Annotated in this window: 13 protein-coding genes; 3 read left to right on the top strand and 10 right to left on the bottom strand. The window is 70.6% G+C overall.

Annotated elements, in window-relative coordinates; genetic code table 11:
* Positions 1-10: 10 nt before the first annotated feature.
* The 6 genes from AC07OQ_RS12245 to AC07OQ_RS12220 form a co-directional block, all read right to left on the bottom strand.
* On the bottom strand, positions 11-703 hold the full coding sequence (locus tag AC07OQ_RS12245) for an ABC transporter permease (RefSeq protein WP_495053405.1): 693 nt from the start codon (positions 701-703) through the stop codon (positions 11-13).
* A gap of 143 nt (positions 704-846) precedes the next feature.
* On the bottom strand, positions 847-1632 hold the full coding sequence (locus tag AC07OQ_RS12240) for an ABC transporter substrate-binding protein (RefSeq protein ID WP_495053404.1): 786 nt from the start codon (positions 1630-1632) through the stop codon (positions 847-849).
* 64 nt (positions 1633-1696) lie between these two features.
* The gene (locus AC07OQ_RS12235; protein WP_495053403.1) at positions 1697-2665 is read right to left on the bottom strand and encodes an alpha/beta fold hydrolase; all 969 of its coding nucleotides are present in this window, start codon (positions 2663-2665) and stop codon (positions 1697-1699) included.
* Positions 2662-3456, bottom strand: coding sequence for a sulfurtransferase (locus AC07OQ_RS12230; protein WP_495053402.1), 795 nt, complete (start codon positions 3454-3456; stop codon positions 2662-2664). Before AC07OQ_RS12230 ends, AC07OQ_RS12235 begins: the two co-directional genes overlap by 4 nt.
* Before the next feature lie 53 nt (positions 3457-3509).
* Positions 3510-4646 carry a GGDEF domain-containing protein gene (locus AC07OQ_RS12225; protein WP_495053401.1) on the bottom strand — a complete coding sequence of 379 codons (1137 nt, stop codon included), beginning with the start codon at positions 4644-4646 and terminating at the stop codon, positions 3510-3512.
* A gap of 19 nt (positions 4647-4665) precedes the next feature.
* Positions 4666-5622 (bottom strand): peptidylprolyl isomerase, encoded by a 957-nt coding sequence (locus tag AC07OQ_RS12220; RefSeq protein WP_495053400.1) that lies wholly within the window; start codon positions 5620-5622, stop codon positions 4666-4668.
* A 76-nt stretch (positions 5623-5698) separates the two neighbouring features.
* On the opposite strand from AC07OQ_RS12220, the gene dnaE reads away from it, so the two are divergent.
* The 3 genes from dnaE to AC07OQ_RS12205 all read left to right on the top strand — a co-directional run bounded on the left by dnaE (position 5699) and on the right by AC07OQ_RS12205 (position 11440).
* Positions 5699-9220: a DNA polymerase III subunit alpha gene (dnaE, locus tag AC07OQ_RS12215; RefSeq protein ID WP_495053399.1), complete on the top strand. Its 3522-nt coding sequence runs from the start codon at positions 5699-5701 to the stop codon at positions 9218-9220.
* Between the two features lie 102 nt (positions 9221-9322).
* Positions 9323-10618, top strand: a complete 1296-nt coding sequence (locus AC07OQ_RS12210; protein ID WP_495053398.1) for a patatin-like phospholipase family protein — start codon at positions 9323-9325, stop codon at positions 10616-10618.
* A gap of 126 nt (positions 10619-10744) precedes the next feature.
* Positions 10745-11440 (top strand): alpha/beta hydrolase, encoded by a 696-nt coding sequence (locus AC07OQ_RS12205; protein ID WP_495053397.1) that lies wholly within the window; start codon positions 10745-10747, stop codon positions 11438-11440.
* Here AC07OQ_RS12205 and AC07OQ_RS12200 read toward each other — a convergent pair whose 3' ends face one another.
* From AC07OQ_RS12200 to AC07OQ_RS12185, 4 genes are all read right to left on the bottom strand, one after another.
* A complete protein-coding gene (locus AC07OQ_RS12200; RefSeq protein ID WP_495053396.1) occupies positions 11441-12631 on the bottom strand; it encodes an ATP-binding protein in 1191 nt (396 codons plus the stop codon). It abuts the gene before it with no gap.
* A gap of 5 nt (positions 12632-12636) precedes the next feature.
* Positions 12637-13350, bottom strand: coding sequence for a response regulator (locus tag AC07OQ_RS12195; RefSeq protein ID WP_495053395.1), 714 nt, complete (start codon positions 13348-13350; stop codon positions 12637-12639).
* A gap of 53 nt (positions 13351-13403) precedes the next feature.
* Entirely contained in the window at positions 13404-14273 is an 870-nt protein-coding gene (locus AC07OQ_RS12190) for a dioxygenase family protein (protein ID WP_495053394.1), read from the bottom strand.
* 429 nt (positions 14274-14702) lie between these two features.
* Positions 14703-14996: a ComEA family DNA-binding protein gene (locus tag AC07OQ_RS12185; RefSeq protein WP_495053393.1), complete on the bottom strand. Its 294-nt coding sequence runs from the start codon at positions 14994-14996 to the stop codon at positions 14703-14705.
* Positions 14997-14999: the final 3 nt, after the last annotated feature.

The raw sequence follows: 14999 nt of genomic DNA, 5'->3' as shown, positions 1-14999 counted from the left end.
GGTGCGGGGGTCAGAGCTTGCCCTGCTTCTGGCCGATCGAGAAGCGCTTCTGCAGTCGGTCGAACACCAGCTCCGAGACGCTGGTGAAGCCGAGGTAGATCAGCGCCACCGCGGCGTAGAAGACGAAGGGCTCGCGCGTCGAGCCGGCGGCCTGCGAGCCGCGCGTCATCAGGTCCGAGAGGCCGATCACCGAGACGATGGCCGTGCTCTTGATCAGCACCAGCCAGTTGTTCGACAGGCCCGGCAGCGCATGGCGGAACATCTGCGGGAAGGTGATGCGCCAGGCCACCTGCCAGGGCGCCATGCCGAAGGCCAGGCCGGCCTCGCGCTGGCCCGGCGGTACGGCCAGGAAGGCACCGCGGAAGGCCTCGGTCAGGTAGGCGCCGAAGATGAAGCCGATGGTCAGCACACCGGCCAGATAGGGGTCGATGTCGATGTAGTCCTCGTGGCCCAGGGCCAGCGCGAGGTGGTTCACCGCGACCTGGCCGCCGAAGAAGATCAAGAGCATCAGCACCAGATCGGGCACGCCGCGTATCACCGTCGTGTAGAGATAGGCCAGGCCGCGGGCGAAAGCCCAGCTCGAGAGCTTGGCCATGGCGCCCGCGAGGCCCAGCACCATGGCCAGCGCCAGGGACGCCAGGGCCACGCTCAGCGTGACCAGGGCGCCCTGCAGCAGGCTCGGCAGAAAACCGTGCAAAAACATAATGAGTCCATCCGCCACACCCCTCGATGAGCGCGCGGCGCAGCCGGCGCGATTCATCGAGTGGCGCCCGGGGATCCGGCCTTGCCGGGCCCTCGGACGCGCCCCCTTGAGGGGGCCGGCGCAGCCGGTAGGGGGTGGGCCGTTTACTTCGGGGAAATGTCGTACTCGAAGTACTTGTCGTTGAGCTTCTTGAACGTGCCGTTGGCCTTCAGCGCGCCGATCGCGTCGTTGAACTTCTTGCCCAGCACCTTGTCGTCGGCCTTGCGCAGGCCGACGCCGACGCCGACGCCGAAGTACTTGACGTCGGTGTAGCTCGGGCCGGTGAAGGCGAAGCCCTTGCCGGCCGGGGTCTTCAGGAAGCCCAGGTCGATGGCGACCATGTCGGCCACGGTGGCGTCGATGCGGCCCGACTTCAGGTCCAGGAAGGCCTGGTCCTGGGTGGCGTAGCGCACGATCTCGGCACCCTTGAACTGCTCGGCTGCGAACTTCTCGTGGATGGTGGCGCGCTGCACGCCGATCTTCTTGCCCTTCATGCCGGCCGGGGTGGCGTCCAGCTTGGCGTCGGCCTTGGCGGCGAAGCGGGCCGGGGTGTTGTAGTAGGGCACCGAGAAGGCGATGGCCTTCTTGCGCTCGTCGGTGATCGACACCGAGGCGATGATGGCGTCGGTCTTGCGAGCCTGCAGCGCGGGGATCAGGCCGTCGAAGTCCTGCTGCACCAGCGTGCATTCGGCCTTCATCTCGGCGCACAGGGCCAGCGCATAGTCGATCTCGAAGCCCTTGAGCTTGCCGTCGGGGCCCACCTCGGAGAACGGGGGGTAGGCGCCTTCCACGCCGATGCGGATCTTCTTCCACTCGGGGGCCTGGGCCTGGACGGCGGTGGCGGCGCCCAGGGCCAGCGCGGCCAGGGCAATCAGATGACGTCGTTGCATGAGGAGTTGCTCCTGAGAGTTATGTGCGGTTGGCAGTGTTGCATGCCCGGGTGCGCGCCGGGCATCAGGGTTTGAGCGAATGCAAAAAGTCGGCCACGACGGCCACCGTCGCCGCCGGATCTTCCTCCTGGGGCACATGGCCCAGGGTCTCGAAGACCTGCAGGCGGCTGCCGGGAATGGCCTTGGCGAAGGCCTCGCCATAGGCGGGCGGGATCAGACGGTCGCGCCCGCCCCACAGGATCAGCGTGGGCTGGCGCAGCTCGGGCAGGCGCTCGATCAGCGGGCTGGGGCGCAGCTGGCGCAGGCGCTGTACCAGGGCGGCACGGTTGCCTTCGCGCAGGGTCAGCTCGAAATAGCGGTCGACCAGCTCGGGCCGCACCTTGGCCGGCGTGCCGTAGACCTCGAGCACGCTGGCCTCGACCACGCGCCGCGGCAGCAGGCCGCGCAGCAGCCATTCGACCCCGGGCAGGCGTGCCAGCCGGAAGCCCGGCGGCACCGCGGCGGGCCGGAAGTCGTGGCCGCCGGCATCCACCAGCACCAGGGCCGCCACCCGCGCGGGATGCTGCAGGGCGAGCTCCCAGGCGGTCTGGCCGCCCAGCGAATTGCCGCCCAGCACCACGCGCGCCAGCCGCAGGCGGTCCAGCAGCGCCAGCACGAAGCGCTGATAGGCCGCGGCGCTGTAGTCGCCGTCGCTGGCGGGGCCGGTCAGGCCGAAGCCGGGCAGGTCGACGCTGATGACGCGGCGGCCGCCCTTCAGCGCCGCCACCCAGCCCTCCCAGGTGTGCAGGCTGGCGGCGGTGCCGTGCAGCAGCACGATCGGCAGCGGATCGTGGCGCGGGCCCTCGTCGCGGTAATGCACCAGCTGGCCGTCCAGATCCAGGAAGTCCGAGGGCGGCGGCGCCCAGCGGGCCACCAGGCTCTCCAGCGGCCTCTCGGGCGCGCGGAAGGCGGCGAGGCTGATCGCCAGCCCCAGCACGGCCAGGCCTGCCAGGCGCAGCAGCCAGCCGCCGAGGCTGGTTCGTTCGCGGCTCATCGCGGGGCCCGATGCGCCTCGCTGGCCGGGCGCTGGACCCGGCTGTCCGGCGCCAGGCCGGCATCCAGCGCCTCGCGCTGGTCGAACACGAAGCAGCTGCCGCGGTAATGGGCGCCGTCGGTTTCCTCGAAATACTTGAGGATGCCGCCCTCCAGCTGGTAGACGGGCGCGTCCAGCCCCTGCTGCTGCAGGTAGATCGCGGCCTTCTCGCAGCGGATGCCGCCGGTGCAGAAGCTCACGACGGTCTTGCCGCGCAGCTCCTCGCGGTGCCGCTGCACCGCGGCGGGGAACTCGCTGAACTTCGCGATGCGCCAGTCGATCGCGCCCTCGAATGACCCATAGTCCACCTCGAAGGCGTTGCGGGTGTCCAGGGTCACGACCGGGCGGCCGGCGTCGTCATGGCCCTGGGTCAGCCAGCGTGCCAGCGTGGCGGCGGGCAGGGCGGGCGCGCGCTCCAGCCGATCCGGGCGGATCGCCGGGTGGTTCATGCGGATGATCTCGGGCTTGACCTTGACCAGCAGCTTCTTGAAGGGCAGGGCCTCGCTCCAGCTCTCCTTCGGGGCCAGGTCGGCAAAACGCGGGTCTTGGCGCAGGCTATCGACCCAGGCGCGCACGCCCTCGGCGGCGCCGGCCAGGAACAGGTTGATGCCTTCCTCGGCCAGCAGCACGGTGCCCTTCAGGCCCAGTGTCTGCGCGTGCTCGTGCAGGCGCTCGCGCAGCGCGTGGCAATCGGGCAGGCCCACGAATTTGTAGGCCGAGATATTGAGGATGGAAGAAGCGGCGTTCTGCATAGCGAAGGCCGGGATTGTAGGCAATGTGCGCCGGCCGCCGCGGCCCGCGTGGATTACTCGAACTCGACGCGGTCGCGGCCCTGGGACTTGGCGCGGTACAGCGCGATGTCGGCGCGCCCCAGCAGCGCGTCGGCGCTGTCGCCCGGGCGCCAGAGGGTCAGGCCGAAGCTGGCGCTGCGCGCCTGCGTCAGCTCCTGCGGCGGCAGCGCCACCTGGGCGCGCAGCCGCTCGGCGTGCGCGCGCGCCGCGGGTTCGCCGGTGTCGGGCAGCAGCACGCTGAACTCCTCGCCGCCATAGCGGAAGATGCGCGCCCCCCTGACCGGTGCCAGGCCGAGGCGCTGGGCGAAGGCGCGCAGCGCCAGATCGCCGGCGTGGTGCCCGAAACGGTCGTTGATCGACTTGAAATGGTCGACATCCACCATCATCACCGCGAAGGGCCGGCCGCCGGCCGTGGCCTCGGCGAGGGCCTGCCCGAGCGCCTCGTCGAGCGCGCGCCGATTCGGCAGGCCGGTCAGCTCGTCCGTCATCGCCTGGGCGCGCACCTCGGCCTCGGCGCGCATCTTGCACAGCAGCAGGAAGCCGAGGTTGGTGACGATGATGAAGACGAAGGAGAACACATAGATCGGCAGCTGGGCGCCGGGCGGCAGGTCCAGGTAGCCCGGTGCGGCGACGCCCAGCAGCAGGGCCGTGGCGCGCAGCGGCAGCAGCAGACCCATCAGCAGATAGAACAGCGCGACGAGGCGCTGCACGCGCCGCATCGGCCACTGCGCGGCCGGCAGATGCCGCCACAGCAGCCGGGCATTGAGCAGCTGCAGCAGGCCGTAGGCGAAGCCGTTGAAGATGGTCGAGTCCACATAGCGGACGCCGCTGAAGGCGGCCACCAGCACCACGGCCGCTACCAGCAGGGCCAGGCCCGGGCGGGACCAGGGCCGGCCCAGGAACTGGCGCAGCGCCACGAAGAACAGGGCCACGCTGAGGGCGCCGGCCATGTTGGCCAGCACGGCCGACAGCAGCGGCGGCAGTTGACCGGCCCCGGCCAGCAGCAGAAAGGCCAGGCCCTGCGCGCTGACGCCCAGGGTCCAGGTGCCCAGGCCGGTGCCACGGTCGCCGGGGCCGCGCGCGGCCCACAGCATCGCGGCGATCGCGAGCAATGCGCAGGTCTGCGCCTGGAACAGGGTTCTCAGGTCCAAGGGCGATTCCGGCGGCGGTTCAGCGTGCCGGCCGGCTCGGCACGCCGGCGCTGCACAGTTCGATATGGCCGGGGCTGTGGACGAACCAGCCGCCGCGGTGGCGGCGCGCGTCCAGCAGCTCCTGCCAGGTCCGGCTGTCGGTGCGCAGCAGCTGCAGGGCCGGGCGCTCGGCCTCGGGCAGGTCGGCCAGCAGGCGCACGCGCCGGATCGCGGTGCGCTGCTCGGCCCGCTCGTAGAAGCCCATGTTGGGGCCGCCGCGGGAGAGGCTGGACAGATGCTCGATGCCCTTGAGCACGCGGCCCACCACGGTGATGTTCAGGTCCAGGCCGCGTGGCGCATGGCCGATCACCGCATAGAGCTCGGCGCCGCTGCTGGAGTCGACCGCATCGCCGCGGCCGGCGCCCACCATGCCGTAGCAATGGGCCAGCCAGGCCTTGTCCTGCCCGGGGTCGGCGGCGACGGGAAAGCCGTCGACAAAGCCGGTCAGCGGGGCCCAGCCGTCCACGTCGGGCAGCCGGGTGATGGGCAGTCCCTGGTAGGCGACGGAGAACTCGGCGGGCAGCCTGGACGCGGCCTTGCCCAGCGGCCGGGCCTTGGCCGCGTCCTCGCCATCCGGGTCGCCCCACTGGGTGACGAAGTTGTCCTGCACGCGCACGATGGCCAGGCCGTCGTAATAGCCGCCGCGCGCCAGCGCGCGGATGTTCTCGGCATGGCGCGGCGCAAAGCGCGGCGCCAGCTCGATCAGCACTTGCGCCACCTCCTGACCGGCCCGTGCGGGCTGCAGCTCCATCAGCAGGGTGTTCGCCGGATCCGGCGTGCGCCAATCGCCCGAGGGGGACTGGGCGAGGATCTCGGTGCTGCTGCGCCGCGGCTTGGCGTCGGGCTGGGCGTTGGGCCTGGCGGCCGGCGTCTGTGCCGGCACGGGCAGGGCCAGCGCGAGCGCGCCGGCGAGCAGGATGGGCATGGATTTGCGCATGGGCTCGCAGCATAGCCGCCCTCGCCAAGCCCGCTGCCGAGGGTTAGGCCCAGGCCCGGCTTCCTTACAATCCGGCATGGCCTTTGTTCATCTGCGCACCCATACCGAGTATTCCGTCGTAGACGGCACCCTGCGAACCGACGATGCCGCCAATGCGGCGGCCAAGGACGCCCAGGTGGCCCTGGGCCTGGCGGACCTGGCCAATCTGTTCGGCGGCGTCAAGTTCTACAACGCCTGCCGCAAGAAGGGCGTCAAGCCCATCCTGGGCGCGGACTGCTGGCTGGAGCCCGAGGGCTCGGACAAGAACCCGACCCGACTGCTGCTGCTGGTGCAGAACAAGCAGGGCTATCTGAACATCTCCGAGCTGCTGTCGCGCGCCTGGATACAGAACGTCGTGCGCAACCAGGCCTGCCTCAAATGGGAATGGCTGCAGGAGCTGGGCGAGGGCCTGATCTGCCTGTCCGGCGCACAGTTCGGCGGCCTGGGCCAGGCCTTGCTGATGGGCGATCGGGCGCGCGCGCGCGACTGGGCGCAGCGCCTCTCAAGCATCTTCCCGAATCGCTTCTACATCGAGTTGCAGCGCGCCGGCCTGCCCGGCCAGGAGGCGCTGGTGCGCGCCAGCGTGCCCTTCGCGGCCGAGCTGCAGCTGCCGCTGGTGGCCACGCACCCGATCCAGTTCCTCGCCGAGGAGGACTTCGAGGCCCATGAGGCGCGGGTCTGCGTCGCCGAGGGCGAGACTCTGGCCAACCCCAAGCGCATCAAGCGATTTTTGCCGAGCCAGTATTTCCGCAGCCAGGCCGATATGGAGGCGCTGTTCGCCGACATCCCGAGCGCGATCGCCAATACGGTGGAGATCGCCAAGCGCTGCAGCCTGACCCTGGTGCTGGGCAAGCCGCAGCTGCCGAACTTCCCGACGCCGCCGCTGGAAGACGGCACGCCGATGCCGATGGACCAGTATTTCCGCCAGCTCTCCTACGAGGGCCTGGAGGACCGGCTCCAGCTGCTGTTCCCCGACGCGGCCAAGCGCGACGCCCAGCGCCCGCGCTATGTCGAGCGCCTGGAGTTCGAGCTGGAGACCATCATCAAGATGGGCTTCCCGGGCTACTTCCTGATCGTCGGCGACTTCATCAAGTGGGCCAAGGAAAACGGCTGCCCCGTGGGCCCGGGCCGGGGCTCGGGCGCGGGCTCGCTGGTGGCCTATGTACTGCTGATCACCGACCTGGACCCGCTGCAGTACAACCTGCTGTTCGAGCGTTTCCTGAACCCCGAGCGGGTCTCGATGCCCGACTTCGACATCGACTTCTGCCAGGGCAACCGCGATCGCGTCATCGAGTACGTGAAGGACAAGTACGGCCGCCCGGCGGTCAGCCAGATCGCCACCTTCGGCACGATGGCGGCCAAGGGCGCGCTGCGCGACATCGGCCGCGTGCTGGGCATGGGCTTCGGCCATGTGGACTCGATCGCCAAGCTGGTGCCGGCGCCGCCCGGCAAGACGGTGACGCTGGCCAAGCTGCCGCCGGACTTCGATCCGGCCAAGGCCAAGATGGTCTATGCGCGCCACGAGTCGCCCGAGATCGAGGAGCGCGAGCAGCAGGACGAGGAAGTGGCCGGCCTGCTGGAGATGGCCGCGCGGGTCGAGGGCACGGTGCGCTCGATCGGCATGCACGCCGGCGGCGTGCTGATCGCGCCGGGCAAGATCACCGACTTCTGCCCGCAGTACCAGCAGCCCGGCTCCACCAGCGCGGTGAGCCAGTACGACAAGGACGACGTCGAGGCGATCGGCCTGGTGAAGTTCGACTTCCTGGGCCTGGCGACCCTGACCATCCTGGAGCTGGCCAAGGACTTTATTCAAGCGCGCTATCCGGAGCAGAAAGACTTCGCCTTCGAGAAGATCCCGCTGGACGACAAGAAGACCTACAAGCTGTTCTCCGACGGCCTGACCGAGTCGGTGTTCCAGTTTGAATCGAGCGGCATGCAGAAGATGCTGAAGGACGCGAAGCCCTCGCGCCTGGAGGATCTGATCGCGCTGAACGCGCTGTACCGCCCGGGCCCGATGGACCTGATCCCCAGCTTCGTGGCGCGCAAGCATGGCCGCGAGGTGGTCGAATACCCGCACCCGCTGGTGGAGCCGGTGCTGGCCGAGACCTACGGCATCATGGTCTACCAGGAGCAGGTGATGCAGACCGCCCAGGTGCTGGGCGGCTACTCGCTCGGCGGCGCGGACATGCTGCGCCGCGCGATGGGCAAGAAGAAGGCCGAAGAGATGGCCATGCACCGCGAGCTGTTCCGCAAGGGCGCCGCGGAGAAGAACATCGACCAGGACAAGGCCGACGAGGTCTTCGACCTGATGGAGAAGTTCGCGGGCTACGGCTTCAACAAGTCGCATGCCGCCGCCTACTCGCTGCTGGCCTATCACACGGCCTGGCTGAAGGTGCATTTCACGGCCGAGTTCTTCGCCGCGAACATGACGATCGAATCGGACGACACCGACAAGCTGAAGGTGCTGCTGAACGACGCCAAGCTGTTCGGCATCGAGTTCGAGCCGCCCAATGTCAACCTGGGCGTGCACCGCTTCGAGCCGCTGGGCCCGAAGAAGATCAACTACAGCCTGGGCGCGGTCAAGGGCACCGGTGTCGGCGCGATCCATGCGATCGTCGCGGCGCGCACCGAGGGGGGGCCGTTCAAGAGCTTCTTCGATTTCTGCGCCCGGGTCGACCGCAAGGCGGTCAACAAGCGGGTCGTCGAGGCCCTGATCAAGGCCGGCGCCTTCGATGCGCTGGAGCCGGACCGCGCGCGCCTCCTGGCCAGCGTGGCCCTGGGCTACACCTATGCCGACAAGCTGGCGCAGAACGTCGACCAGGGCGGCTTGTTCGACTTCGACGACAACGCCCACGGCTCGTCGACCGCCGAGCCGCCGCTGGTCGAGGTGGCGCCCTGGAGCATCAAGGAAAAGCTCAGCCTGGAGAAGACCGCGATCGGCTACTACCTCAGCGGCCATCTGTTCGACCAGAGCGGCGAGGAGGTGCGCCGCATGGTCAGGCGCCGCATCGTCGAGCTGCAGGACGGCCGCGAGCCGGTGATGGTGGCCGGCATCGTCAGCGACCTGCGCGTCATCAACGGCAACCGCGGGCGCGTCGCGATCTTCAAGCTGGACGACAAGAGCGATGCGATCGAGGCGGTGGCCAACGAGGAGATGCTCAACGCCAACAAGGAGCTGCTGGCCGAGGACGAGCTGATCATCGTCTCCGGCAAGGTGCAGAACGACCGCTTCTCCGGCGGCCTGCGCATGAATGTGCAGCAGGTCTGGAGCCTGGCCGGCGCGCGCGCGCGCTTCGGGCGCTATGTCTATGTGCCGGTGAAGAGCGCGCTGCCACCGCTGGCCGAGGTCGTCAAGACCTGGCCGGCGCGCAGGGTGGAGGGCGAGCAGGGCACGGTGACCCAGGGCCTGAAGGTGCTGACCCATCATTTCCTGGCCCAGGGCCAGGCCAAGCTGGATCTCGGCGAGGACAGCCGTTTCTGGCCCTGCGAGGAAGCGCTGCAGGCGTTGCGGCGCATGATGGCGCAGAGCCCGGAGCCGCCCCAGGTGGTCTACGAGTAGGCGGCCGGGCGCCGCGGCGGCGTTGCGTCCGCGCAAACGAGACCCCCATCTGGGGCCCTGTTCGGTGCTTTGCCGGCCGGCAACAGGTCGTAAGCTGGCCGGGTGTCGCCGCATGCCGTCCCGTCACCGCTGATCGCGCCCCCCGCCACCGGCCTGATCCTGACCGGCGGCGGCGCGCGCGCGGCCTATCAGGTGGGCGTGCTGGCCGCGCTGGCCCAGTTGCGCCGCGATGCCGGCCAGGCCGGGGCGGGCTGCCCCAATCCCTTTCCCATCATCGCGGGCACCTCGGCCGGGGCGATCAATGCGGCCACCCTGGCCTGCATCGCCGACGACTTCGATGCCGCGGTCGACGGCCTGATGCATATCTGGCTGAACATCCATGTCGAGCAGGTCTACGCGGCCGATTCGCTGGGCGTGATACGCAGCGGCGCGCGCTGGATGACGATGATGAGCCTGGGCTGGGCGCTGGCGCGCTGGCGCCGCAGCCGCCCGCGCAGCCTGCTGGACAATGCGCCGCTGGGCGAGCTGCTGCGCCGCTGGGTGCGGCTGGAACGCCTGGACGGGATGCTGGCGCAGGGCCATATGCGGGCGCTGGCGATCAGCGGTTCCAGCTACACCTCGGGCCAGCATGTCACCTTCTACCAGACCCACAAGCCGGTCGCCCCGTGGCTGCGCTCGCAGCGTCTGGCGGTGCCGGCGCGGCTGAGCATCGAACATCTGCTGGCCTCCTCGGCGATCCCCTTCATCTTCCCGGCCGAGCAGCTGGAGCTGGACGGCCGGCCCGAATGGTTCGGCGACGGCTCGATGCGCCAGAGCGCGCCGATCTCGCCGGCCGTGCACCTGGGGGCCGAGCGCGTGCTGGTGATCGGCGCCGGCCGCATGCACGAGCCGCCCGGGGGGCGGCGCGAGCTGCCGTCCGAGGGCCATCCCAGCCTGGCGCAGATCGCCGGCCATGCGCTGTCCAACATCTTCCTGGACGCGCTGGCGGTGGACGTGGAACGTCTGCAGCGCATCAACCACACCCTGTCGCTGCTGCCGCCGGAGGCGCGCCGCAGCACCCCGCTGCGCCCCATCGACGTGCTGGTGATCGCACCCAGCCGGCGCCTGGACGAACTGGCCGCCGAGCACCAGGGCAGCCTGCCGCCCAGCATGCGGGCGCTGCTGCGCGGCGTCGGCGTGGCCGGCGAGGGCAAGGGCGCCAGTGGCTCGGTGCTGGCCAGCTACCTGCTGTTCGAACCCTCGTACACCAGCGAGCTGATCATGCTGGGCATGTCCGACACCCTGGCGCGTCGCGCCGAGGTGCAGCGCTTTTTCGGCTGGCCGGCCCAGGCGCCGACGGTCGATCCCGCCACGATGCGCCGGCGCCGCGCCGGTTTCGTCGAAAGCGTGCCGGCCTGAGCGCGCGCGGCCCCGGCCCACCCAGCTGCTATGTCCCTTTTGACGGGCATCTGATCGCACCGCGGCGCGCCGCCGCGGCATGGCATGCCGCGAAGGGAGCCGATCTCGAGCTAAGGAAACGACACCATGAGCGACCCATTGAGCATTGTCCTGGTTCATGGCTTCTGGGGCGGCGCGGCCCATTGGAGCAAGACCATCGTCGAACTGGCGCGCCTGGGGCATCGGCGCCTGCGCACGGTCGAGCTGCCGCTGAGCTCGCTGGCCGACGACGCCGAGCGCACCCGCAAGATGGTGGCGCAGCAGCCCGGGCCGGTGCTGCTGGTCGGCCATTCCTACGGCGGCGCGGTGATCAGCCAGGCCGGCAATCTGCCGCAGGTGCAGGGCCTGGTCTATATCGCGGCCTTCGCGCCCGATGCCGGCGAAAGCCCGGGCGGCATCACCCATATGCTGCCGCCGGCCGCGGTCGCCAACATCGAGCCGGACAGCGACGGCTACCTCTGGGCCCGCCATGACAAGTTCCACGAGAGCTTCTGCCAGGACCTGAGCGCGGACGAGGCGCTGGTGATGGCGGTCACGCAGAAGGCGCCGCTGGCCGGCACCTTCGGCGACACGGTCGACGTGCCGGCCTGGCTGCACAAGCCCTGCTGGTATCAGCTCTCCACCGAGGACCGCATGATCCATCCGGACAACCAGCGCCGCATGGCCGAACGCATGCAGCCGCGCAGGCTGCTGAGCCTGCCGGCCAGCCATGCCTCGCTGGCCTCGCGGCCGGCCGAGGTGGCGGCGCTGATCGACGAGGCGGCGCGGGCCCTGGCGGGCTGATCAGGCGCGCGGCAGGCGCAGCTCGGCGCGCAGCCCGCCCTCGGCGCGGTTGCTCAGGCGCAGCTCGCCGCCCATGCGCTGGCTCAGGTCGCGCGCGATATAGAGGCCCAGGCCGGTGCCGCCGGTATGGCGGCTGCGCGAGCCTTCCAGGCGGAAGAAGGGCTGGAACACCGCCTCCAGCTGCGCCTCGGGGATGCCGGGGCCGGCATCGTCGATGCGCACCGCCACCGTCGTGCCCTCGCGCCGCACCCGCACCTCGGTCGGGCCGCCGTAGCGCAGCGCATTGCCCAGCAGATTGGCCAGCACGCGGCGCAGCGCGGCGGGCTGGGCGCGGGCGATCGTCGGCATGGCGCCGGCCTCCGGCTCGCAGCGCACCGGCTGGCCCTGCTCCGCCAGGTCGTCGACCAGGGCCTGCACCAGCGCGCCGACATCGGTGTCGCGCGTGGCCTCCTGGCCGTCGCTGCCGCGGAACAGCTCCAGCACGGTGTCGATCAGGCCGTCCATCTCGCGGATGTCGGCCACCGAGCGCTCGCGCTGCTCGGCCGGTGCTTCCATGGTTTCCAGGCGCATGCGCAGCCGGGTCAGCGGCGTGCGCAGGTCATGCGAGATCGCCGCCATCATCAGGCCGCGCTCGCTGAACTGGCGCTTCAGCTCGCGGGCCATGCGGTTGAAGACCTGCGCGGCCTCGCGCACCTCTTGCGTGCCATCGGCCTCGTCCAGCTCGGGCAGGCGGGTCGCGCCGCCGACGGCGCCGCCCAGCGAGCGCGAGGCCCGCACCAGCTCGCGCATCGGCCGCGCCAGCCAGCGCGAGCCCCACCAGGCGGCCAGGGCGATCACCAGCAGGCGCACGCCGTAGTCCAGCAGCAGCACGCGCGCGGGCAGGCCCGGGCCGCGATGCGGGCCGGGCAGCGGCGCGTCCGCCGCATCGAGCCGCGGTTCCGGCCGCGGTTCTGGCCGCGGCCCCGGCGGTGGCCCTCCGGGGCCATGCGCCGCGCCATCGGGCATGCCCGGCGTGGGCGGCAGCGAGGGGAAGGTGGGCAGATGCTGCGGCGCGTCGCCGTCCGGGCCAACCTGCACCAGGCGCACCGCCGCATAGGCCAGCACATGGCTGGCCACCAGGGCGGCCCACATCAGCAGGAACAGGCGCCGGGCCAGGGTGTCGGTGAAAAGCAGTCGACGCAGGGACCGCATGGGCGTCAATGCACCTGGGCGTCGAACAGATAACCCTCGCCGCGCATGGTGCGGATCAGGCGCGGCTCGCGCGGCGAATCGGCCAGCTTCTGGCGCAGGCGCGAGACGGTCAGGTCGATGCTGCGGTCGTTGACCTCGACGCCGGGCGCGCGCGTCAGCTCGATCAGCTGCTCGCGGCTCAGCACCCGGCCGGGCCGCTCGACAAAGGCCAGCAGCAGGCGGTGCTCGGCGCTGGACAGGGCCACCACCACCTCGTCGGGCGAGATCAGCTGGCGCAGCATGCGGTCGAAGCGCCAGCCCTGGAAGCACAGCTCGCGCCGCTGCTCGCGCGGCGTCCCGCCGGCCAGCGCGCCCTTGTGCACGCGTCGGCGCACCGCGTGGATGCGCGCCACCAGCTCGCGCGGCTCGAAGGGCTTGGCCAGGTAGTCGTCGGCCCCCATCTCCAGGCCCAGCACGCGGCTGATCGGATCGCCATGGGCGGTCAGCATGATGACCGCCAGCTCCTTGTGCTGCTGCTGCACCCAGCGGCACAGCTCCAGGCCGTTCTCGTCGGGCAGCATCAGGTCCAGCACCAGCACGTCGAAGCTCTGGGTCAGCAGCTGGCGGCGCATCTGGGCGCCGTCGGCCGCGCCGGCCACGCGCATGCCGAAGCGCTGCAGATAGTCCTGCAGCGCGTTCCTGATCTCGCCGTCGTCGTCCACGACCAGGCAACGGGTCATGCCAGTCTCCATCGGTGCATCGCCGCACGATACACCAGCGAATGTCGGCCTCCTCACACCGAGAGGCCGACTCGCAGCGTGGCGCTGTAGCCGGCGGCAATGCTGCCGGCCAGGCTGGCCAGCTGGGTGCCGACGCCGTCGCTGAAGACGTTGTCGCTGCCGAAACTGATCGCGGCCAGGTTGGCGATGCTGGCGCTGTAGCCGCTGGCGCCGTTGTAGACGGTGCTGCAGACCTCGGTGGGAAAGGCGATCTGCGAGGTCTTGAGCTTGTTGGTGTAGGAGCTGGCGGTGTTGGCGTTGCGATAGACCTCGAAATGCATATGGGGCATGCGGCCGGCATAGCAGCCCGGGAAGACGGTCGTGAAGGTGACGGTGCCGTCGCTGCCGGTCTCCTGCACGCCGCGCAGGTAGTTCTGGTTGGTGACGCCGCTGGAATACATCGAGTAGCGGCCCTCGCGGTCGCAGTGCCAGAGGTAGATGGCGTAGCCGGCCAGGTCGGCGCAGCCGGCATTGGTGTTCACCAGCTCGATGGTGAGCGTCAGCGGCACGCCGCCGGCCGTGCCGCTGGCGCCGGCAATGCTGCTGCGGATGTCGCTGCGCACGATGCCGCTGAGCGTCAGCGCATTGGCGATGCTGCCATTGACGGTGTTGGAGCCGTCGCCGGGGTAGGGGCCGGCGGTCTCTTCCGGGATCACCGAACAGCTGCCGCTGGCGACCGTGCCCGAGGTCGAGCCCGAACCGCTGTCGCTGCTGGAGCTGGCCGCGTCGTCGCCCCCGCCGCCGCAGCCGAACAGCAGCAGGCCGCCGGTGCCGGCCAGCCAGCCCAGCGCGCGGCGGCGCTGCAGCACCAGCAGGTCATGGGCCAGGCCCCGGTCGTGCGCATCGGCGTGGGGATGATCATGGGGGGGCGAAAGGCGGTTCATGCGTGCTCCTTGCTGGCTGCGATGCCGGAATTGGAGCCGGCGCGCATGTCGCCGGTTTAGCCGCTTTGTGTCGATCCCGACACATGGCCGGTCCCCGCCGCCGCCGCCAGCAGCGCCTCGGCCGCCTTCAGCGCCGCGGCGACGATCTGGTCCATGTTGTAGCAGCGGTACTGGGCCACGCGGCCGACGAAGCTGACTCAGCCGCGGGTGGGCGTCCAGCAGCGCGCCGATGCGGGGCCATTTGGGGTCGCGCCGATGCTCGTAGATGTCGCAGCTGTCGCGATGCCGGCCGGGCAAGGGCGTAGATGAGCATCGGTGCGGCGGTTCGGGAGCGCGGCGGCGCTCGGAAGCCGGCATTGAAGCCCAGCGAGGTAAGGCGTGATTGGCTGCTTGATGTCAGGCCGGACACAGCGGCGCCGGCGCGCCCGGTCAATGCGCGTCGGCGAAGGGCCGGCCGCGCACGCGCAGTCCGGCGTCCGAGAGGCGGCGCAGCAGCGCGGGCCCCAGACCCTTGACGCGCCGGCGCAGATCGCGCCAGTCCTCGAACGGCGCCAGCGCGCGGGCCTGCAGCAGGCGCTCGGCCAGCTGCGGGCCGATGCCGGGCAGCGACTCCAGCTCGGCGCGGTCGGCCTCGTTGAGTTCCAGCGGAGCGGGCTCGGCCGATGCGGGCCCGGACAGCAACAGCGTCAGCGGCGCCAGCAGCAGCCAGGCCCGGCGCTGCACCGC

It is taken from the genome of Roseateles sp. GW821-FHT09B06, from assembly GCF_059418245.1.
This window is presented reverse-complemented; position numbering and strand designations above follow the sequence as displayed.

What these genes read in the sequence shown, in the direction of transcription:
- AC07OQ_RS12205 (WP_495053397.1), top strand. Translation starts at nt 10,745, where the DNA reads ATGAGCGACCCATTGAGCATTGTCCTGGTTCATGGCTTCTGGGGCGGC.
- AC07OQ_RS12220 (WP_495053400.1), bottom strand. Translation starts at nt 5,622, where the DNA reads ATGCGCAAATCCATGCCCATCCTGCTCGCCGGCGCGCTCGCGCTGGCC.
- AC07OQ_RS12195 (WP_495053395.1), bottom strand. Translation starts at nt 13,350, where the DNA reads ATGACCCGTTGCCTGGTCGTGGACGACGACGGCGAGATCAGGAACGCG.
- AC07OQ_RS12230 (WP_495053402.1), bottom strand. Translation starts at nt 3,456, where the DNA reads ATGCAGAACGCCGCTTCTTCCATCCTCAATATCTCGGCCTACAAATTC.
- AC07OQ_RS12190 (WP_495053394.1), bottom strand. Translation starts at nt 14,273, where the DNA reads ATGAACCGCCTTTCGCCCCCCCATGATCATCCCCACGCCGATGCGCAC.
- dnaE (WP_495053399.1), top strand. Translation starts at nt 5,699, where the DNA reads ATGGCCTTTGTTCATCTGCGCACCCATACCGAGTATTCCGTCGTAGAC.
- AC07OQ_RS12235 (WP_495053403.1), bottom strand. Translation starts at nt 2,665, where the DNA reads ATGAGCCGCGAACGAACCAGCCTCGGCGGCTGGCTGCTGCGCCTGGCA.
- AC07OQ_RS12245 (WP_495053405.1), bottom strand. Translation starts at nt 703, where the DNA reads ATGTTTTTGCACGGTTTTCTGCCGAGCCTGCTGCAGGGCGCCCTGGTC.
- AC07OQ_RS12240 (WP_495053404.1), bottom strand. Translation starts at nt 1,632, where the DNA reads ATGCAACGACGTCATCTGATTGCCCTGGCCGCGCTGGCCCTGGGCGCC.
- AC07OQ_RS12200 (WP_495053396.1), bottom strand. Translation starts at nt 12,631, where the DNA reads ATGCGGTCCCTGCGTCGACTGCTTTTCACCGACACCCTGGCCCGGCGC.